19 protein-coding genes, 1 tRNA gene and 1 pseudogene are annotated in these 19177 nt (G+C 47.0%); 11 read left to right on the plus strand and 10 right to left on the minus strand.

Going from position 1 to position 19177, the window contains the following annotated elements:
* The first annotated feature begins 193 nt into the window (after positions 1–193).
* A complete protein-coding gene (locus tag MMIC_RS00005; RefSeq protein ID WP_227819269.1) occupies positions 194–556 on the plus strand; it encodes a cytochrome c in 363 nt (120 codons plus the stop codon).
* Between the two features lie 196 nt (positions 557–752).
* Positions 753–1262 (plus strand): annotated as a pseudogene (locus MMIC_RS00010) (transposase); the annotation flags it as partial.
* A 621-nt stretch (positions 1263–1883) separates the two neighbouring features.
* Here the strand turns inward: MMIC_RS00010 and MMIC_RS00015 are convergent.
* The 7 genes from MMIC_RS00015 to MMIC_RS00045 form a co-directional block, all read right to left on the minus strand.
* Entirely contained in the window at positions 1884–2978 is a 1095-nt protein-coding gene (locus MMIC_RS00015) for a hypothetical protein (protein WP_072658282.1), read from the minus strand.
* Between the two features lie 193 nt (positions 2979–3171).
* The gene (locus tag MMIC_RS00020) at positions 3172–3648 is read right to left on the minus strand and encodes a hypothetical protein (RefSeq protein ID WP_072658283.1); all 477 of its coding nucleotides are present in this window, start codon (positions 3646–3648) and stop codon (positions 3172–3174) included.
* Positions 3649–3660: 12 nt separating this feature from the next.
* Positions 3661–4575, minus strand: a complete 915-nt coding sequence (locus tag MMIC_RS00025) for a site-specific integrase (RefSeq protein WP_143144814.1) — start codon at positions 4573–4575, stop codon at positions 3661–3663.
* A gap of 31 nt (positions 4576–4606) precedes the next feature.
* A complete protein-coding gene (locus MMIC_RS12425) occupies positions 4607–5026 on the minus strand; it encodes a hypothetical protein (RefSeq protein WP_143144815.1) in 420 nt (139 codons plus the stop codon).
* 318 nt (positions 5027–5344) lie between these two features.
* The gene (locus MMIC_RS00035; protein ID WP_072658285.1) at positions 5345–5713 is read right to left on the minus strand and encodes a hypothetical protein; all 369 of its coding nucleotides are present in this window, start codon (positions 5711–5713) and stop codon (positions 5345–5347) included.
* 73 nt (positions 5714–5786) lie between these two features.
* On the minus strand, positions 5787–6626 hold the full coding sequence (locus MMIC_RS00040) for a hypothetical protein (protein WP_072658286.1): 840 nt from the start codon (positions 6624–6626) through the stop codon (positions 5787–5789).
* A complete protein-coding gene (locus MMIC_RS00045) occupies positions 6623–6976 on the minus strand; it encodes a helix-turn-helix transcriptional regulator (protein ID WP_143144816.1) in 354 nt (117 codons plus the stop codon). The genes MMIC_RS00040 and MMIC_RS00045 overlap by 4 nt, the downstream gene beginning before the upstream one ends.
* An 81-nt stretch (positions 6977–7057) precedes the next feature.
* On the opposite strand from MMIC_RS00045, the gene MMIC_RS00050 reads away from it, so the two are divergent.
* Positions 7058–8044: a hypothetical protein gene (locus MMIC_RS00050; protein ID WP_143144817.1), complete on the plus strand. Its 987-nt coding sequence runs from the start codon at positions 7058–7060 to the stop codon at positions 8042–8044.
* Between the two features lie 190 nt (positions 8045–8234).
* Here MMIC_RS00050 and MMIC_RS00055 read toward each other — a convergent pair.
* Positions 8235–8311: transfer RNA gene (locus tag MMIC_RS00055), tRNA-Met, on the minus strand.
* Between the two features lie 144 nt (positions 8312–8455).
* Entirely contained in the window at positions 8456–9193 is a 738-nt protein-coding gene (locus MMIC_RS00060; protein ID WP_227819270.1) for a sensor histidine kinase, read from the minus strand.
* 423 nt (positions 9194–9616) lie between these two features.
* Here MMIC_RS00060 and trpS point away from each other — a divergent pair, with 423 nt between their 5' ends.
* The 8 genes from trpS to MMIC_RS12955 all read left to right on the plus strand — a co-directional run bounded on the left by trpS (position 9617) and on the right by MMIC_RS12955 (position 17129).
* Complete coding sequence (gene trpS / locus MMIC_RS00065; RefSeq protein WP_072658290.1) at positions 9617–10648, plus strand: tryptophan--tRNA ligase; 1032 nt, start codon at positions 9617–9619, stop codon at positions 10646–10648.
* Entirely contained in the window at positions 10645–11406 is a 762-nt protein-coding gene (locus tag MMIC_RS00070) for a segregation and condensation protein A (RefSeq protein ID WP_072658291.1), read from the plus strand. Before trpS ends, MMIC_RS00070 begins: the two co-directional genes overlap by 4 nt.
* Positions 11403–12047, plus strand: a complete 645-nt coding sequence (scpB, locus tag MMIC_RS00075) for an SMC-Scp complex subunit ScpB (RefSeq protein WP_072658292.1) — start codon at positions 11403–11405, stop codon at positions 12045–12047. Before MMIC_RS00070 ends, scpB begins: the two co-directional genes overlap by 4 nt.
* A complete protein-coding gene (locus MMIC_RS00080; protein WP_072658293.1) occupies positions 11971–12810 on the plus strand; it encodes a pseudouridine synthase in 840 nt (279 codons plus the stop codon). The genes scpB and MMIC_RS00080 overlap by 77 nt, the downstream gene beginning before the upstream one ends.
* Positions 12810–13499 carry an endonuclease III domain-containing protein gene (locus MMIC_RS00085; protein WP_227819271.1) on the plus strand — a complete coding sequence of 230 codons (690 nt, stop codon included), beginning with the start codon at positions 12810–12812 and terminating at the stop codon, positions 13497–13499. The genes MMIC_RS00080 and MMIC_RS00085 overlap by 1 nt, the downstream gene beginning before the upstream one ends.
* Entirely contained in the window at positions 13489–15330 is a 1842-nt protein-coding gene (gene uvrC / locus MMIC_RS00090; protein WP_072658295.1) for an excinuclease ABC subunit UvrC, read from the plus strand. Before MMIC_RS00085 ends, uvrC begins: the two co-directional genes overlap by 11 nt.
* A gap of 69 nt (positions 15331–15399) precedes the next feature.
* Positions 15400–16899, plus strand: a complete 1500-nt coding sequence (locus MMIC_RS00095; protein WP_083530353.1) for a phosphomannomutase — start codon at positions 15400–15402, stop codon at positions 16897–16899.
* Positions 16900–16907: 8 nt separating this feature from the next.
* On the plus strand, positions 16908–17129 hold the full coding sequence (locus MMIC_RS12955) for a cysteine-rich CWC family protein (RefSeq protein ID WP_227819291.1): 222 nt from the start codon (positions 16908–16910) through the stop codon (positions 17127–17129).
* Between the two features lie 4 nt (positions 17130–17133).
* Here MMIC_RS12955 and MMIC_RS00105 read toward each other — a convergent pair whose 3' ends face one another.
* Entirely contained in the window at positions 17134–19095 is a 1962-nt protein-coding gene (locus MMIC_RS00105; RefSeq protein ID WP_072658491.1) for an ATP-dependent helicase, read from the minus strand.
* Positions 19096–19177 lie beyond the last annotated feature (82 nt).

Here is a 19177-nt window from a genome sequence, read left to right on the forward strand (position 1 = left end):
CAATCTGTTTGATGCTCTTCTTATGGACGTAAAAATCCCGCCTTACTTTTGCTTTCGTTTCCACTGTGATCACTCCTGTTTTTTCCTCCAACTAAATCATTAGCTGGGGATACTACAGGGGGGTCAAATTTGGACGCTGATTTACCCCTCTAGGGGGTCAATTTTGAACGCTGAATAACATTCGGGTATGCACATGATGAACCAGACTGGTGATAGCCGCATATCCCTCGGGCTTGGCCCTGAACAGAAGCAGCATCAACTGGCCAATATGCGATCTCACTTGAAGGCCGTGCAAAGCATAATAGGATTGATCTCTGCAGAACAGTTTGATGAAGCCTCAAAAGTCGCCCATAATCAACTGGGATTAACACCTGAAATGGAGCAGATGTGTAATATGTTCACAAATGATGATTTCAAATCTCTAGGGCTGGCTTTTCATCAGAGTGCCGATGACCTAGGAGAGGTACTGAAGAGCAAAAATCTCAATCATTCGCTGAAAGCGCTGCATACAACAATGAATTATTGCATTAGTTGCCACGCCACATTTCGTCAGTAGGTAGGTTGATCTTTCCCTCATTATCAAGCCACTTGATAACTTAATTAATAACTTTGTTGAATGGCTGAATGATCGGAGTTGGCCGTATCTCGCCGGTCACCACAGGCAACAGTCGGCTTATTTTGTTGAAAAACTCAGTCGAGTATCTCTGTTTTCTATGGTAAAATAAAACCACTGAAAAGTGGAGGTGACTACGATGATGGGTTGTCAATCAGGTGGTCAGGAGAAGTTGTTCTACTCCTTCAATCTTGAAGATCACGTTCCAAACAATCATCTGTTTCGAGGCATTGATAGCTATCTTGATCTGAGCGATCTGCGTAAGTATCTATCGGATTTTTATAGTCATACAGATAGGCCGTCGATTGATCCTGAACTGATGATTCGCATGCTGATCATTGGCTATAGCTTTGGCATTCGCTCCGAGCGTCGTCTGTGTGAAGAAATTCACTTGAATCTGGCTTATCGCTGCTTCTGTCGACTGGGGCTCGAAGACAAAGTGCCTGATCACTCGACCTTCTCCAAGAATCGGCATGGCCGGTTTCGGGAAAGCGAAACTTTCCGCCATCTATTTGAAACTGTGTTGAAACAATGCATGTCAGAAGGATTGGTTAGCGGTGAAGGCTTCGCTATTGATGCCAGTGTTATCAAATCTGATGCGAGCAAAGATCACAGTCTTCCGGGCAATGAACTGATCAACTGGAAGGATGAGGTCAAACCATCATTTCATCGAAAATAGTATGATAAGACTATTGTTTACAAGCATTTGCATCATCATGCGTCACCCTTTAAGGTTTTCTAATTCAAATCGTGATATTTCACGGTAACCCCGATTTCTCATGGGGAAGGGCCAACATATAGACAGCCCGACTTGTGATAGAGCGTCAGTTCAACAAGTGAGAAGAAATGTTTGATAAAACCCCGATGGGGAGGCTCACATCTCCCGATATTGGGACGTGGTGTGCCTCCTTTTGTTTTCATATATAAAAACAAATGGAGGCACAAATGAAATCGCCACACCACCACCCTATAAATTGGGCACCCTTATGATCAGTCGTCGCTGATCATTCAAGCTACAGTCGGCTATCAATCTGATATCTGATTTTTAAATTATGGGAAGTTCTTTGTTTCTACCGTGATACGGCACGATGAAATAAGTAGCAAGGCGAAGGTATTGTCGAACCTAATCGGCATAAATCCGCGAAAGCGGTAGCTCGTGTCCATCAGGACAGCTCGTGGAAGCTCCGGATTGAGAAACCGGTAGAGCACCAACTTACCAAACAAAAAGAGCCCAGCGAGGAACGCCAGACTCTCTCAGTCCAAATGCATTCTAGAATGCATTTAGTTGTTTTTTCACTTTATCCGACTGGAAAGTTAACAATGGTTTCTTTGATTGGTATATAAGGCTCACCTCACCTTCACTTGCTATCACTGCAATAGCGGCCCAGCCAAACCTACGATCATAATGATCAAAGTTGCTTGCATCCCTCTTTATCTTATTGGCAACTCCATATTTTTTGGAAAGCAGGCTATTCAAGCTATCGGCCAATAAATTTTCCCGACCTGGTACAGCGGGGAAAGTATAGACTGCCTCTGACAACTCATCCTTCAAATTGTAACGAAGCTGTAAATCTTTAGAGCCATCAAGAACTCCAGAACTATCATATGTATCTTTGAATTTAGATCCTTGAATTTTGGAAACTCTCGCACTTAATAAAGCAGCATCCATTTTTTGCTTTGTTGCAGAAATAAATTTAACTCCAAATAACTCAACGACCTCTGCTTCAAGATCCCATGCCTCTACCCTCTTTTTCTTTTCTTCCACAGCAGTATAGCCCTTAGGGCGCTCATACAACAAAATCTCTTTTGACCCGAAGAGAGATCTAGGTGTAATCACGCGTAGTTTGTCTATTACGGCCTGGGCCTGTACTGCCGGCAGGGAAAATGGCTGATATATTGGATCATCACGATCAACTGGCCGTAGATGATAATTTACAGAAGTCGGAATATTTTCTTTACCAATAATCGATTTCACATATTCCATTTGACCTGCAGGAACTGAACCTTCTACTTCAGTTTTGAAATAAACATATAGTTCAATGGGCTTAAATTTATCTTTTGGTCCAAACTCTAGCTCTATCCACTTGTCGAACCGAATAACAGCAGTCTGCCTTTCCTCATCAACACTAATTATTTTACCAAAGTCAAATTGCCAATTGCCAAATGGACCATTCTCCGGCTCATCTCCATACTTGGAACAATCTTCTGAAGTATTCAAATTATCATTAATTGTTGGCTGAAATTTAAGCGCAATACAAGGAACCGCAGACCAACCTACAGGTGAATGCCATTTATCTTCTGCATAAGCAAAATCGGACACAATAACTAACACTGAAAACAAACAGCTAAAAATAAACTTCATCATCACCTCTCATATTTACTATTAAGTCGTACAATTTCCCAATAGGAATTAAACTATTGGAATTATTTATAGCACAATGAGAAATACAAGACAATCCTTATTTTCCAATCACTTACAATTCAAAGTTTGAACTCAATATCCGCGTCTTCTGATAACTTCATCCATGATCAGAAAGCAACCCGGACAAACAGCAACATCAATGTATAACTTTGGATGGAAGATTATCGCCTTCATACCAATCGCTGTATTCGGCCACAGCTTCATTAATGTACTCCCGAATATTTATTACCCAGGTCGAACCTTTCAAATCATGAATATTTTGATCCCATGCACACTGGATTATTTTTCCATATTGATTGATAGCGATAAGATCAAGCTGATTTACCACTGCGTCTTGAATGCATTTCCGTTCTAATTCTGAAAGTTTCACTACCCTTTGAATGACATCAACCCAATCAAGGTCCAGCGCCCTGTTGCGATAAGCTGCTAATACTTGAGCAAATTCATACTGAGCTTTTGAAAAAGATTCGAAGTCAATAGGATCGTGCATCTCTGGTGTTACTATCAACCCTCCGAACACAGATGCGACAAAATCGAGATCATCTGGACCAATTGGATTCTGCTTATCCAGAATTAACCGAATTGAATTTAAACTCATGGCTGATTGCTTCATACTTACTCCTTATTACCTCAAATAGGTATTAATTTCTGACACTCTGAAATGTCCGATTTCTTGACTTACAGCCAGTCTCGACTGATCCCAGGTGAACCCTTGTTCCTGGAAACTTTTCACCAATTCTTGTACTCGTGAATGTCTCAATCCATGCGCTCCACGTGACCAAGAAAATAAGTCCTTACTGGTTACTGAAAAATTCTTTGCCCACTCTTCACCAGATGGAAAATCATAGTGCTGCTCAAACGATCTACCATCTTCCCCACGTTCACTCTTAATCATACGAGTTTCATCCAAGCGAAAGGCTTCCAATCTCTCAGACAGCTCTTCTCCTAGTATGATCGTTCTATCCAAGCCGCCCTTTCCGGTTACTGTGTAATACACTCCCTCTCGACCAGAAAAACGATAATCAACAAGCTGGCTAAGTCGTTGCTCAGATATTTGGGCAGGAAATTCTGCAGCAGGCCTTAGATTATTAATTTCTGAAACTCTCAATGCACCTTCATACACCACCTCAGTCATCAAACCATAGACAGGAGGCTGGTTTGCTATAATTTCTTTAATGTGAGGCTGTAAATATGCTCTCCCATCAGTCGGAGCATCGCTACTTCTGGATGGCACCAAAGAACCAAAATCAACTGGGGTTCCGTGCACGATTTGATGAGCATCTGACAGCGCTTTTGAATATCCAGAAATTGTTCCCGATGAGTAGCCAGATAGATTTAGGGCTTTAATTTCAGCCCGTGCCATTTCAACTGTAATATCTTTAATTCTAAATATCCCTTCTCGCTCAAATATCCTTCCTGCAGCACGCCCTAATTCAGCAGTCCTCCGGTTCAAAGTCACCTCCGCCTTATAGCCATTTACTCCAGCTCTTTTTTGATCAATATTACTCCACCCACGTAAATCCATATGCTTTAAAAACAATCTGGATGCCTGTTCTTTTGCTGGTATTTGCTTAGCTATGAAGCTCCCCCTCTTTTTCCCATCTTTTAATAGACCGAAAAATAGTACTTCTATCAGCAGAGACTCTCCTATACCTGCGCAACCAGTCCCTGATGGCAGCAAGTGATGCTGCCTGCCTGTGTAATTCCAATATTTCAGCACGATAAGGATTAAGTTTTGCATGCAAATATTTACGTTTCACACCCAGCTTTTTTATTCGCCTTATATCTTCAAGCTGAACACCCAGTTCATCTGGATCCAAACTTCTTATTTCTCGCCTATCTGGTTTTTGTGAAGTACGCATACGATGAGATATCCACCCTCGAATTTGATCGGCAGGTGCCAATGCAATCGCTTGCGACAGGACCACAGAAAGTGCTTCTGCATCAGCCATACGTTGTTGCTTCGGATTGTTGTAGCCATGCTGTTGCATACAATCAAATATGCAACAGGCAAGATCCTTTCTATGCTGATTGTTTAGCGGCATTTACAACATTTCCTCAATCTCGCGCAGACGGCGCATCTTGCGCCGTCTGCGCAGAAAATGCAACGCGCTGCTCGTGCGCAGCACGGGCGTAGCTTGGGGCTTTGCGACCTACCGACCCTGGCGAAGCCAGGCCCCGAGGTAGATGAGTAAAGACACAAAAAGCAGCGCACAACTTGCCCTTCCAAGAGTTTGGAATGGGGGACCGTGGGGCCCCGTTTCAAACTCTTGGAAGGGCCGACGCTAGCCAGCTCGCCAAACATCCACTCACCATCCACAGTAGTGGACTCCAAGCTGAGCAATTATCACCCTTCGCTCCAGATCAATGTGAGCAAAAACATGACATGGCGTGCAATCGAGCCCGGACATTTTGAATAACTCTTGCCCCTTGTATGCATTGAAATAGGAATACATCGCAATCAAAAAAACAGCCTCCCCTGGACTTAATTCTCTCAGCCCCTCTTTAATTGCTTTCCAGTTTGGGCGTAGTTGATCTTTGTCTGTCGCTTTCTCAATAGAGTGAATATCTTCGCAACGAAAGAAGTGTTCCCCCGCAACAGAAATCCCTTTCTTCCACGCATCTAAAAATTTTCCACTATCTGGAATCAAACCTTCACTTCTACCATTCAATTGCATATAAACCTCCTTTGTATTATCCAAACTTTAATGTTCCATTTAGATATCATAAGTAACTCTCCAGTCATTTATTTTAACTTTCGGAAACACACACACGACCTGTAACCACAGCTATTGGAAGTGAGACTACAAAACCCTCACCACGTACATAACGGTCATCTAACTCAGCGGGTTTACCATCCAAGAGAATTAGCTTCCCAGCACCTCCATCTGTAATAATTTCTTGCACGCGAGCTTCAATTTCAGTAGCTCTTTGTTCCTCAATATCAGATTCCTGACCAACAGCTGGTCCAAGTTCCCCAGCTTCAGCCTTGCGGGCCATACTTCGCATCCATGCTGGCAACGACCTAGCTGACTTGTATCCAGATTCGACTGCGGCCACGAATCTCGCCTGTTGTTCAGTACTTGATAAAAGTAACAAGCGATTGACTTCAGAAATTACGTCTGAAGCAAGACCATCCATCACAATACTAAATTCCCCCAACAACACATGTGCTGTTGTTGTTTTTTCTCTGTTAGTAGAAACAAGATCTGTTATTTGTGCATGGTTTTCCCCATCACTGGAATTCTTCGAGCTCTGGTTTTTACCGAAGTTCGGAGATTCCGTGGTTTCGGTAGATTCCTCTCGAATTACAATCTCCCTACCTTTCAGTTTTCCTGTGTTTGGGTCACGCACGACCTTCACTTGATAGAGTCCCAAAAGCTCAAGCTCCTCTCTGGCTTTTTTCCACCGAACCTCACCTATGCCCAGTTTTTCTCGAGTCCATCCTGGCATTACTTTCCAATTATCTGGCCGAGACATAAGAAACACCCAAACTGCCAATGCATCCGCTTGCCCTATCAATTCAATAGTTATGGTAGATAAAGTGGTCCAGCGCAAACGACCTTCTTTCTTGAGTCGGTCGATACTCATTGCTGTGTTCCTCTTCTTTTTTCAACCTGTACTGATTTTCTGGGCCGACCTCTTTTTTTGCTATTCTCGCAGCCTGTTTTAAATTTCTGTCTACTTTCTCGTTTACGAGCCGATGCAGCATTTTCTCCACGACGACAATAAACTGGATTAAATTCACCTGCTGAACGTAAGTTTGTTTTCTCAAACTTCTCTATATCAGATAAAAACCATCGACGGCGACCACTAGGAAGTACAAATGCATCAGGCATTTTTTTTCTTCTACACCAATCCCAAATCGTCCAGGCGCATACCTGCCACCGAACAGAAAGCTGCTTTTGAGTTATTAATAATTGGGTTTGCTTTGTTTCCATAGGGCCAATTATTTCCTATCCCTAACCCATGTAACCTTTCTTTCTGCTTGTAATAATGGTTAGCTTGTAAATAATTAATTCATGGAACCTCTAGACCACCTAAAAAGCAAAGTATGGGTACATGAAGTAAAAACATTGACTCAAACAACGAACATGCATGCTGCAGGGGAAGTTTTAGATAAACACTTTGTTACAGACAATGAATATAGAAAAAAATTACAGCATATATGGCGCGGAAGACAAAGTGCCGAACAACATGTAAAGGGAATTTCTCAAAAGCTATCTGAAATAAATCATAGTCCTGAAATTGAAGCAAGATTGCTTCGACTATATTTCGATGGCCCTCATAATCTATGGCACCATTACCGGCTTCCATCGATCGCCATTAGCACCCCATTAGGTCAACCTCTGCAAAAGTGGGAATGCAAGAACAGCGATCTGGATTCGGCTAATGCGCCTCATATTACCATCGATCAAAATGAATTTGATCTAACATTTTTTTTTAAGTCAATTACAGGCTTTATGTCATCCATAGAGGCATACTCACTACACCTATCATATTCAAGAGTGCTTGATATAGCTGATTCAAATGTAAATAAATCACATCGGTTCTATTGTGATCAAAGTTTTATGATGGCTGCCTCTGAAATTGAGTCGATGGTTCTAGCTTCAATGAAAATGCTCGAACAATGCTACAATCAAATGCCCAATAAATTATTAGGTGTATCAAAAATTGAATATATCAAAGCTGCCTGGAATCAAGCATCATTTCAAAACAAAGTGATCCATCGATCATTTGCATCAGAGGCTGAGAAAATAATTATTACTCGCTCATTTCCAGAGCTATCTGAATTTGACCCTAACCCAATTCCAGAGATTTTTCCCGACTTGTTCATCAAAATATTTAGTGCGCGTAAAAAAACTGCTGGTCGAGGCCGCCCAAAAGTAAATATCGATGATGCCCTAAGAAAAAAAGCGGCGGGTTACACTCAAGCTCAAATAGCAAAGAGCCAAGGGGTTTCCCAACAAGCAGTTTCACTATCTCTGAAGAAGCTCGGTCAAGCATGATTCATTGATATACAATTAAACAGATTTTCTTACAAAAACTATAGATCGCAATCAATTTTTCAGACAAATCAAAAGCATGGGGCACACATGGGGCACAGGGCGCCCCATATAATCTAATAGATTCCAATGTAAACCAAAAGACAAGGGAGCCAAAAGGCCCCCTAAAGCACTGCTATTACTAGCATTAGTATGGTGGCGCTTCAGGGACTCGAACCCCGGACACACGGATTATGATTCCGTTGCTCTAACCAACTGAGCTAAAGCGCCTTTCGTTGTGGCGCGGATTATAGGAAGCCGATTCACTTTGGCAAGCGGTCAACAGCATTTTTTTGATCCGGCATATCATCATGAGCTACTTGATACGAGATCAGCCTTATCAGCTTAAGAAAAAGGTGGCGTTTAGTCGATTTATCAGACATCCAGTTCAGGAAGCAATGGAAGAACAATAATAAACTCGGCACCTTCCCCTTCAGGGCTTAGCACCTGCATGGTTCCACCATGTTTCTTAACCACATCAATCACATTAGCCAAGCCGAAGCCATTGCCATCTTCTTTGGTGGTGAACGACGCATCACATACCTGATCTATAAACTCAGGGGCAATGCCAGAGCCTGAATCCTTCACTCTGATTTCAGCCCAGGGATAAGATTTACTCAGTGAAACAAGGACTGTGCCTTCATCATCCCCAATAGCTTGTATGGCATTTTTCAGAAGATTCGATACTACCTGATACAATTGATCGCAAGACCCCAGAATATGCACCTGCTCATGCGGGCGCTGCCATTCAATGGTTATACTGGATGGAAAAATCGGCAGGGTAATTGAAACCGACTCATCGATGGAAGCAGAGAGATCAACTACCCCCAACTGATCACCCCTGTTATCAGCAAAAGCCAGAATTCGGTTGATGAGGCCATTCGTGCGCTCAATGGTTTTTTCTATGGATGTAATATGGTGCAAAATCAGAGGGTCATCAGTTCGACGTTCTATCATATGGGTTGAACTAAGGACCACATGCAGTGCATTACGAACATCATGAACAATACCCTGCGTGAAATGACCAAGAGATTTTACCTTCTTGTTTTGCAGTTCATCTTTTGAATCGTCATTGTTTTCACTGCTACTCAGTGAAGCCTTACGTTTCGTCAAAACCCTCTCCCTCAACATCCTGTTGAATGGATGGACATTTTCTCATAAAAATCATTGCCTTACAATGCCTGAAGAAAGGAATAAATATTTGCTTAGTCAGAGTAATCAGTCCGTCAAATAAATCGCTAAATGGCGATGCAGATATATATAATTTGATTTCACTAAAACCTCTGTTGTGACTGTTCTCCAGCCAGTTGGTCCGCTGTACTGCTGATTGAATCATTCTGGTTTGTTATTGATAAAGACCACAGCTGACTCCTGAATATATCGATAATGTATTACTGCTTATATACATATATCAGATGGCAAAGTGTCGCAGCTGAGAATCACTGCATTTAGATTCTGATTGTTACAATGCTCTTACTGCTTTGCTATCTTTCGCATCAGTGCCACTATGCTGGCTGAACTGATAAGGGGAAAAGATTGAGTACTTCTGACACACCACCAAACAAACCGAAACGTATTCTTTCCGGCATGCGCCCTACAGGTCGTCTGCATCTGGGGCACTACAAAGGTGTACTGGAAAACTGGCTGAAACTGCAGGAGCAACATAACTGCTTTTTCTTTGCTGCCGACTGGCATGCCCTGACCACTGACTATGCCAATCCGTCGATTGTCAAAGACACCATCTGGGATATGCTGATTGACTGGCTGGCTGTTGGCGTTGATCCGGAAAAAGCGGTTGTCTTCATTCAGTCGGAAGTACCTGAACATGCTGAACTACATCTGCTGTTTTCATTTATGACACCCTTATCGTGGCTGGAGCGTGTGCCAACCTACAAGGATCAGATTGAGCAGCTGCGCGAGAAAGAGCTCGGCACCTATGGCTTCCTCGGTTATCCCCTGTTGCAGTCGGCCGATATCCTGATTTATCGCGCTGATGGCGTACCTGTGGGCGAGGATCAGGTGCCACATGTGGAACTCACCCGTGAGGTTGCCCGCCGTTTCAACCATCTCTACCGTCAGGGCATCCCGCCCCTGTTCCCGGAACCGGAAGCCATGCTGATGCCTGCCGCCAAGCTGCCTGGACTGGATGGGCGCAAAATGAGTAAATCTTATGGCAATACCATTGAACTGGGCGAAGCGTGGAAAGTCACTGAGAAAAAAGTGAAAACCATGCCGACAGACCCTGCGCGTGTGCGTCGTGATGATCCGGGAAATCCGGAAAACTGCCCTGTTTGGGAATATCACAAGGTTTACTCAAGCGAAGCTGAACATGAGTGGGTAAAAGAGGGCTGCACAACTGCCGGCATTGGCTGCATCGATTGTAAAATGTGCGTTTTGAAACATCTTGAAGAAGAGCTGCAACCCATCCGTGATCGGCGTGCAGATATCGCCTCCCGCCCCGATGATCTGAAAGACATTGTGCGTGCAGGCAATGAACGCGCCCGCATCGAAGCAGGCCGCACTATGGAAAAAGTACGAAAAACCCTGAAAATGGGTTATCGCGTATGAATCAGGCAGTGCAGTCCGAGCTCATCGCACATGAAGATGCGCCGCATGCACTGCCTCCCGTCCAGTTGGATCAATTTGAAGGACCGCTGGACGTACTCTTACACCTGATCCGCAGTCAGGAGATGGATATTTTCGATATCCCCCTGGCCATCATTACAGTGCAATACCTTGAAATCCTTGAAACACAGAAAGAGTTGGATCTGGAAGTTGCCGGGGATTATCTGGTGATGGCCAGCACACTGATGCAGCTGAAATCGCGCATGTTATTGCCGAGGCCTGAAATGGACGAGGAAGGCAATGCGATTGATCCGCGTGCCGAACTTGCTGCCCAGCTGATTGCATATGAACAATATCGCCTGCTTGCCGAGGAGTTGAATGAACGGCCGCGTCTGGGACGGGATGTCTTTGTGCGTTCAATTTTTCCGGAATCCAGGGATGTGGAACGGCCACTGCCTGAAGCTGATCTCGATGCCCTGCTGCTGGCATTCCGGGCCGTATTGAAACGCGTCGGCGGTGAGGTTCGACATCGTATCTTTACCGAAACAATGAATGTACGTGAGCGTATGAGCACAGTTTTACAACGCCTGCACAAAGGTGGCATGCAGCTCGATGAACTGCTTGCTGATGAACCGGGCCGTGAAGCACTGGTAACCACGGTACTGGCTATTCTTGAGTTATGGCGACAGCAGACCATCACCGTCGTTCAGACAGAAAGTCTCGGGTCCATTACGCTGCTGCCGAAGGAGGCAATTGAATGAACAGTGAGAGTCTGCAGTTGCTTGGTTCACAGATTGAGGCCTTGCTTTTGGCCAGTGACGAACCCCTGAGTTTGGCCCGATTACGCGGTCTGCTTGAAGAAGAGATTCAAAGCTCTGATATCCGTGAAGCGATCGCAGAACTGGAGTCCTTTTACCAGAATCGTGGTATTCAAATCACACAGGTTGCCGGTGGTTGGCAATTCAGGACAACACCCGAGCATGCCGAGCTGATTCACCAGTTGTGGGAAATCAAGCCGCAAAAACTCTCTCGTTCAGCCATGGAAACACTGGCGATCATTGCTTACCGGCAACCCACCACACGTGCGGAAATTGAGGCATTAAGAGGTGTGAAAGTTTCCAGTCAGATGATTGCTACCCTGCAGGAGCGTGGCTGGATTAAAGTACTTGGACGAAAAGAGGTGCCGGGACGTCCGCACCTCTATGGAACAGGTAAACTGTTTCTTGTGGATTTCGGCCTGGAGTCTCTTAAAGACCTGCCGGATTCAGCTCAACTCATGGACGAAGACGAAATCCAACAGATGGTCATAGGAAGTATCGAACAGCATGAACACGAAGAAGCAGAAACCGGCGCAGCGAAGCCGGACGAAAACACCCGCCCGGACAAAACAGCCAACAGCTAAGAGCGGCAAACCTTCAGAATCGAAGAGTCAGGATGGTGAGCGTATCAACCGTTTCCTGGCCCGCTGCGGGCTTTGCTCACGTCGTGAAGCGGATCGCTGGGTAGAGGCCGGACGTGTCTCGGTAAACAACCAGATCAGCAATGAACCCGGGCTGAAAATCAAAGCGGGAGACATTGTCTGTGTGGACGGCAAACCGGTCACACAACAGACCAGTCATACCTATATTCTGTACAATAAACCTATGGGCCAGTTATGCACACGTCGTGATGACAAGGGACGTGCGCTGATCTATGACTCGCTTGATGTAGCACCCAATGTGCAATCGATCGGCAGACTGGATATGGATACTGAAGGCCTGCTGCTGCTGACCGATGATGGTGATCTGACACGTGCCTTAACCCATCCGGGTGCCAAGCTGGCGCGCGAGTATCGCGTACGGGTAGGCGGCCAGGTGACTCTGGAAACACTGGAAAAACTCCGGCGTGGTGGCTTCGATATTGGCGAAGGTGACAAGAGTGATGGCTGGGAAGTGACTGTTGATTCCGAAACCAGAGGTCACACATGGCTTACCGTGGTCATTTTCCGTGGCCGCTGGCGTGAAGTACGCAGAACCCTGGAAGCTGTCGGCCACCCTGTTCGCAGACTTATGCGCACTCGCTTTGGCCCGATACGTCTTGAAGAGGGCATGCCGCGTGGTAGCAGCAGAAGCCTGAACCGCTCGGAAATAAAAAAACTGACTGATCAGGGCAAAACGAAAAAGTGATGCGCCTGGCACCATTGCAGATCTATGAAACCCTGTTGGCCGCTTATGGCCCACAGCACTGGTGGCCTGCAGATAAGCCGTTCGAAGTCATGGTTGGTGCCATTCTTACGCAGAATACCAATTGGCAGAATGTCGAAAAAGCAATCACCAGCCTCAAAACGCACGACATGCTTGATTGCGAATCGATAGCCACCTGTAACCTGCCCCAACTGGGCGAAATAATTCGTTCATCCGGTTCCTACATGCAAAAGGCACGTTACCTGCAGCAGTTCTCCCTGTTCTATTTCAATAATGGCAAACGCAAAGGTCTGAAAAAGCTACCTGTGAGTTTATTGCGCCCTCGCCTGCTTTCTGTGCATGGCATCGGCCCGGAAACTGCCGACTCAATCCTGCTCTATGCACTGGATCAACCCGTATTTGTCATTGATGCCTATACCAAACGTCTGTTCGTCAGGCTGGAGCATTTCGGTCATGAACTCGGCTACGACAGTATTCAGCACTATTTCCAGCAGCGACTGCCGGAAAGCCTGCCACTGTTTCAGGAGTTTCATGCCCTGATTGTTGAACATGCCAAACGCCACTGCAGAACCAAACCTCTGTGTCAGGATTGTCCACTGTTTGATCGCTGCCCAACAGCATCCTGCTCAACCATAGAAATACATCGTTCACTCGTTCCCGATGTGGATTGAAGCACCCGTACAGTTAAATACCTTACCGCACGAGCCGGGCGTTTACCGCATGCTCGATGCAAATCGGAAAGTGCTTTATGTCGGCAAGGCACGCAGCCTGAGAAAACGGGTATCCAGCTATTTTCAGCGACGACCTGACTCACCACGCACTCAGGCGATGGTGCAACAGATTCGCGATATCACCTTTAGCGTCACCGCATCTGAAGCTGAAGCATTGGTATTGGAACATAATCTGATCAAACAGCTCAAACCGCGTTACAACGTGTTAATGAAAGATTCCAAATCCTACCCCTACATTCTGCTTACCGATGAGGCCTATCCAAAACTGCACCTTTATCGCGGTAAGCGTTCCGTAGCCGGGGAGTATTTTGGCCCCTTCCCCAATGCCGGAGCCGTACATGCAACCCTGCATGTGATGCAGAACGTGTTTCGCATCAGGGATTGTGAATACGGTGTATTCAACAACAGATCACGGCCCTGTATGCAGCACCAGATCGGCCGCTGCACTGCCCCTTGCTGCGATCTGGTCAGCCGCGATGAATATGGCGAACAGGTCAATGAAGTACGCGTATTTCTCAAAGGTCAGGATGAAAAATTATTGACCGCATGGCAGGCTGAAATGCAAATGGCATCCAATGCCATGCAGTTTGAAAAAGCAGCCCTCTTGCGTGATCGCATTATGGCACTGAGAACGGTTCTTGCCGGTTCCGATCAGAGTAACCTGCCGGACAATGCCGATGCCATTTCCATTATCCGCCAAAGCACAGGTGTCCTGGCCAGCATCGGTGTACGCAGGGCCGGTCGTGATCTGGGCACACATAATGTGCGCATCACACAGGCTGCCGATGCAGATGATCTTGAAATCCTTCAAATACTGATGATGGAACGTTATCGGACAGACACCCCTCCTGCTGAGATTCTTCTTTCAGTATCTGAAGCAGATTGTGCTGAACTGAAGCGCCTGATGCGTCTGTTGCATCCGAATTCCCGCAGCGACCTCCTCAGCCCCAAACGTGGCAGCAGGGCTACATGGCTGAAACAGACCAGGCATTCAGGTGTGCAGTTGTTATCCAGTCGAAAATCGGACGATCAACAGCCAGCTTTTGCAGCTCTTGCTGAACTATTGAAACTGGAAAGCGTGCCGGAATTAATTGCAGCCGTGGATAATGCACATCTTGGTGGCAAACAAACAGTTGCCGCGATTACCTTCGCCAACTGGCAGGGCACGCAAAAAGAGTTGTACCGCCGCTATAAACTGGACGGTATTTCAGCTGATAAAGACGTCATCGAAGGTGATGATTACGGGGCCATGCAGGCTGTTCTGACACGTTTTTTTCGAGCCATCGCTGAAGATAGTATCCCATGCCCGGATTTGATGTTAATCGATGGTGGCAGAGGCCAACTGGCAATCGCCATCGAATGCGCACACGATGCAGGATTACATGACCTTAAACTGGTCGCGGTAGCCAAGGGAGCCAGTCGCAAACTCGGAGAGGAAACCCTGTGGCCGGGCTGGAACAATCTAGATGGACAGGGTATTGGTTCGGCACTGAAACCCGGCGTTCACTCCCCTGCCCTGTTACTGATTGCCAGAGTGCGCGATGAAGCACACCGTTTTGCCGGTGCTTATATGCGCAAGCGCAAAAAACAGAGCATGTTCAACTCAGCCCTTGATGGGATCAGCGGCATAGGACCTGCCAAACGAACCGCCCTGCTCAAGCATTTCGGGGGCATTGAAGGCGTAAAAAAAGCCGGTCGATCACAACTGGCCCAGGCTCCCGGTATCTCGGAGGCACTGGCTGAGCGCATCTTTATATCCCTGCATAAATAAGCAGACTGTAAAAACAGAAGCGAGCGTTTATACTCGCTGATTACAGAACAGAGGAAGCGGGAGAACACCATGAGTCAGAGAGAGAATGAAACCATCCGGATTCTTGATTTAATGGAGAGTAGCGGTGTGAAGTTCGGCACCAGTGGCGCACGCGGTCTGGCCGATGACATGACCGATTATGTCTGTTACGCCTACTCTCTGGCCTTTTTACAATATCTGCTGGAGAGCAAGCAGATTCATGCGGGAGATAAGGTGGCAATTGCCGGTGATTTCCGTCCCAGTTCACCGCGTATCATGGCTGCCGTTGGCAAAGCTGTGAACGATGCCGGTTGTGAACCTGTGAACTGCGGTTTTATCCCGACCCCTGCCGTTGCCTGTTATGCCATAAAACGCGGCATTGCCAGCATCATGGTCACGGGCAGTCATATCCCTGATGACCGTAACGGCATCAAATTTTATAAACCTGCTGGTGAAATTCTCAAGCATGATGAGCAGGCCATGTGCTCCCGCTCAGTCACCATCGAGAATGATCTGTTTGATCAGGCTGGCAACGCGCTGCAGGCGCCTCTTCCTGCAGAACAACGTGAAGCCAACAGTGAATTTGTACAGCGCTATCTCGATTTTTTCCCGGCAGCTTGTCTGCAGGGATTGAAAGTCGGTGTATATGAGCACTCCAGTGTAGCTCGAGACATCCTCGGCGATGTGATCGAAGGACTGGGAGCCGAGGTCGTACACCTGGGGCGCTCGGATCAGTTCATCCCGGTGGATACCGAAGCCATACGTCCTGAGGATGTTGTTCTGGCCAGGGGCTGGTCGCAAGAGCATCAGCTCGACTGCATTGTCTCTGCTGATGGTGATGGTGACCGGCCACTGGTTTCAGATGAACACGGCCAGTGGTTACGCGGTGATGTAGCCGGCATTCTCTGCGCTCACTATCTGGGGGCCAGACATGTGGCCACACCGGTAAGTTGTAATAGCGCAGTGGAAAAATGCGGCTGGTTTAATCAGGTGGATCGTACCCGTATCGGCTCCCCGTTTGTTATTGCCGCCATGGATGAAGCGATTGCAGCTGGTGCAGCCAATGTCGTCGGATATGAAGCCAATGGTGGTTTCCTGACTGCGACCAATATTGAAATCGAGGGGCGCAATCTCAGCGCTCTGCCAACGCGCGATGCAGTAATTGTACCTCTGGCTATTCTGATGCTGGCCAGATCGTTTAACAGTTCTATTTCAGGTCTGCTCAGCCAGCTACCACAACGTTTCACCAGCAGTGATCGTCTGAAAGCATTCCCGACTGAACTCAGCCAGGAAAAACTCAAACCATTAAACAGTGGTGACGAACAGCAGAACATACAGGCAGCTGAAGCCATTCTCGGCCACGCATTCGGTGGTGTAGCCAATATTGATAATACTGACGGCATTCGTATCACTTTCAGTAATGGTGAAGTTGCCCATTTGCGTCCATCGGGCAATGCACCTGAACTGCGTTGCTACAATGAAGCCGACAGTGAAGAACGCGCCATCGAGATGAATAAAACATGTCTTGGTATACTTGAAAGCTGGCGCTAACAGGCATGATGGGTACAGCACATCGCCCTCTATGCGGGCAGCTTAACCATTGCGCGATGGCGGATACAAATACGCATCCTGACAGCCCCTGCTGGTGCAGGTATGAATCTTTTCCGCAAGCGTTACTGGATCAGGTTCCGCAAGATGCGAAAAATCGGGTCTGTATCTGCAAGGACTGCCTGAACTCATTCAGAAAAAGCGAATTGTCATCCGACCCTTCTGTTGCATGACTGCTTATCTGGACTTGATGTTTTCCAGCTGGGCACGCATCGCTGCCATGAAATCCAGTGCTTCTTCCTTCGCCTCTTCGCTATCGCTATCACGATCTACCCAGCGCATGGAAGATTGATCGGGTTCATGCAGGAATGGTGACGGCGCGCTCTTCTCTTTCTGACCAAAACGTTTGCGCACACGTGCATAACTGAGGGTTAAGCGATAACGGGCACGTGTCATCGCCACGTACATCAGCCTGCGCTCCTCTTCCATACGATTCTCTTCCAGCGCGCTCTTGTGTGGGAAAATGCCATCTTCCATGCCCACCACATAAACATCATCAAACTCCAAACCCTTGGCAGCATGGACTGTCATCAGACGTACCTGCCCTGTCGGGTCATCATCCTTCTGATCGGCTTTGAGGAAAATCTGTTGTAAAAATTCTGCCAGAGTTCCCCCGTTTTCCGCATGTTTGATCCACCAGCGCCGGATCTCCATCAAATTTCCCATGCGCATCTCAGCCTTGGCCTCATCATCGGCTTCAGCACGAATGGCAGCTTCCAGATGCGTAAGGTCAAGGACCGCATCAAAGGCTTCATCCGGCTCCCCGTGCTTGAACTGGAATTCCAGAGCCACAAGCAGGTCACCGAACTCGCGCAGACTATCAATGCGTTTATGTTCCAACTCATTATGCAGACATGCACCGAGCAAAGAAACGCTATGTGCCATCGCAAACAGTCCCAGATCACCGAGAGCTTTGTCACCTATACCTCGACGCGGGCGACCGATAGCGCGCATGAAAGCAAGGTCATCATCAAAATTGGCAATCAGACGCAAATAAGATAGCAGATCCTGAATCTCGGCACGATCAAAGAAAGAGAGGCCTCCACTGACATGATATGGAACTCCTGCCTCGCGCAGCGCAATCTCAACAGCACGAGCCTGATACGATGCCCGATACAACACACAGTAATGATCCCATTTGGCATCTTTTGTACTATTACGCTTCAGCCTGATGTCGCCTGCCACGCGATGCGCCTCTTCTTCCGGATTGGGCGATTCCCAGACCTGCACCGGCTTTCCCTGGCCAAGGTTAGAGCGCAGGGATTTACCCAGTCGCTCCGTATTGATGGCAATCAGTGAATTGGAGGTATCCAGAATAGCACCGGTTGAGCGATAATTATCTTCCAGACGAATGACAGTGAGGCTGGGATAATCACGCTGCAACTGGAACAGGTTTTTCACTTCTGCACCGCGCCAGCCGTAGATCGACTGATCGTCGTCCCCCACAACTGTCAGGTTTCCGTTTTCAGGTACCAGCAGTTGTACCCATTGATACTGAATACGCGATGAATCCTGATACTCATCAACCAGAAAATGGCGCGCACGTGACTGCCACAAGGCACGCACATCTGAATGTTCATTCAACAACCGGATCGGCAATACCATCAGATCATCGAAATCGACTGCATTCATACGCTCAAGCAGGAGATCATAACGTTCACGTATCTGAGCCAGTTGATTATCATGCCCTTCGATCAACTCGCTCTTCAGCAAAGAGAGGCGAGACAGAATCCTGTCCACCTGATCAGAGTCGGCTGCCAGCTTCATTTCACTCAACACCGACTTCATCGCAGATTTTTGCTCAGAGACACCAAACACTGACACATTGGCACGCCGGCCAATAAGTCCGGCATGCTCCCGCACGATAGCCAAACCCAGAGAGTGAAAGGTACAGATACGCAGTTTATCGGCTTTATCACCCAAGCGAGCCTGCAAACGCTCTCGCATTTCACGCGCTGCTTTATTGGTAAAGGTTACGGCCGCAATAGCATCTTCGGGTACATCACGTTCGACAAGCGCTGCAATACGCTCGGTAATCACACGCGTTTTACCGGAACCGGCACCGGCCAGCACCAGTAAAGGACCGCCGCGATGGAAAACGGCACGGTACTGTTCCTCATTGAGTTCAGATGTAGACATGGCGCGCAGCATAGGCAGCAGCCCCCACTTCGCAAGTGCAAGATTCAGGTGATCGTATTAGTCTGTTCGGCTCCTGGGAGGG

Source organism: Mariprofundus micogutta, assembly GCF_001895085.1.
Lineage (GTDB): Bacteria > Pseudomonadota > Zetaproteobacteria > Mariprofundales > Mariprofundaceae > Mariprofundus > Mariprofundus micogutta.

What these genes read in the sequence shown, in the direction of transcription:
- MMIC_RS00005 (WP_227819269.1), top strand. Translation starts at nt 194, where the DNA reads ATGATGAACCAGACTGGTGATAGCCGCATATCCCTCGGGCTTGGCCCT.
- MMIC_RS00015 (WP_072658282.1), bottom strand. Translation starts at nt 2,978, where the DNA reads ATGATGAAGTTTATTTTTAGCTGTTTGTTTTCAGTGTTAGTTATTGTG.
- MMIC_RS00020 (WP_072658283.1), bottom strand. Translation starts at nt 3,648, where the DNA reads ATGAAGCAATCAGCCATGAGTTTAAATTCAATTCGGTTAATTCTGGAT.
- MMIC_RS12425 (WP_143144815.1), bottom strand. Translation starts at nt 5,026, where the DNA reads ATGCAACAGCATGGCTACAACAATCCGAAGCAACAACGTATGGCTGAT.
- MMIC_RS00035 (WP_072658285.1), bottom strand. Translation starts at nt 5,713, where the DNA reads ATGCAATTGAATGGTAGAAGTGAAGGTTTGATTCCAGATAGTGGAAAA.
- MMIC_RS00040 (WP_072658286.1), bottom strand. Translation starts at nt 6,626, where the DNA reads ATGAGTATCGACCGACTCAAGAAAGAAGGTCGTTTGCGCTGGACCACT.
- MMIC_RS00045 (WP_143144816.1), bottom strand. Translation starts at nt 6,976, where the DNA reads ATGGAAACAAAGCAAACCCAATTATTAATAACTCAAAAGCAGCTTTCT.
- MMIC_RS00050 (WP_143144817.1), top strand. Translation starts at nt 7,058, where the DNA reads ATGGAACCTCTAGACCACCTAAAAAGCAAAGTATGGGTACATGAAGTA.
- MMIC_RS00070 (WP_072658291.1), top strand. Translation starts at nt 10,645, where the DNA reads ATGAATCAGGCAGTGCAGTCCGAGCTCATCGCACATGAAGATGCGCCG.
- scpB (WP_072658292.1), top strand. Translation starts at nt 11,403, where the DNA reads ATGAACAGTGAGAGTCTGCAGTTGCTTGGTTCACAGATTGAGGCCTTG.
- MMIC_RS00080 (WP_072658293.1), top strand. Translation starts at nt 11,971, where the DNA reads ATGAACACGAAGAAGCAGAAACCGGCGCAGCGAAGCCGGACGAAAACA.
- MMIC_RS00085 (WP_227819271.1), top strand. Translation starts at nt 12,810, where the DNA reads ATGCGCCTGGCACCATTGCAGATCTATGAAACCCTGTTGGCCGCTTAT.
- uvrC (WP_072658295.1), top strand. Translation starts at nt 13,489, where the DNA reads ATGTGGATTGAAGCACCCGTACAGTTAAATACCTTACCGCACGAGCCG.
- MMIC_RS00095 (WP_083530353.1), top strand. Translation starts at nt 15,400, where the DNA reads ATGAGTCAGAGAGAGAATGAAACCATCCGGATTCTTGATTTAATGGAG.
- MMIC_RS12955 (WP_227819291.1), top strand. Translation starts at nt 16,908, where the DNA reads ATGGGTACAGCACATCGCCCTCTATGCGGGCAGCTTAACCATTGCGCG.
- MMIC_RS00105 (WP_072658491.1), bottom strand. Translation starts at nt 19,095, where the DNA reads ATGTCTACATCTGAACTCAATGAGGAACAGTACCGTGCCGTTTTCCAT.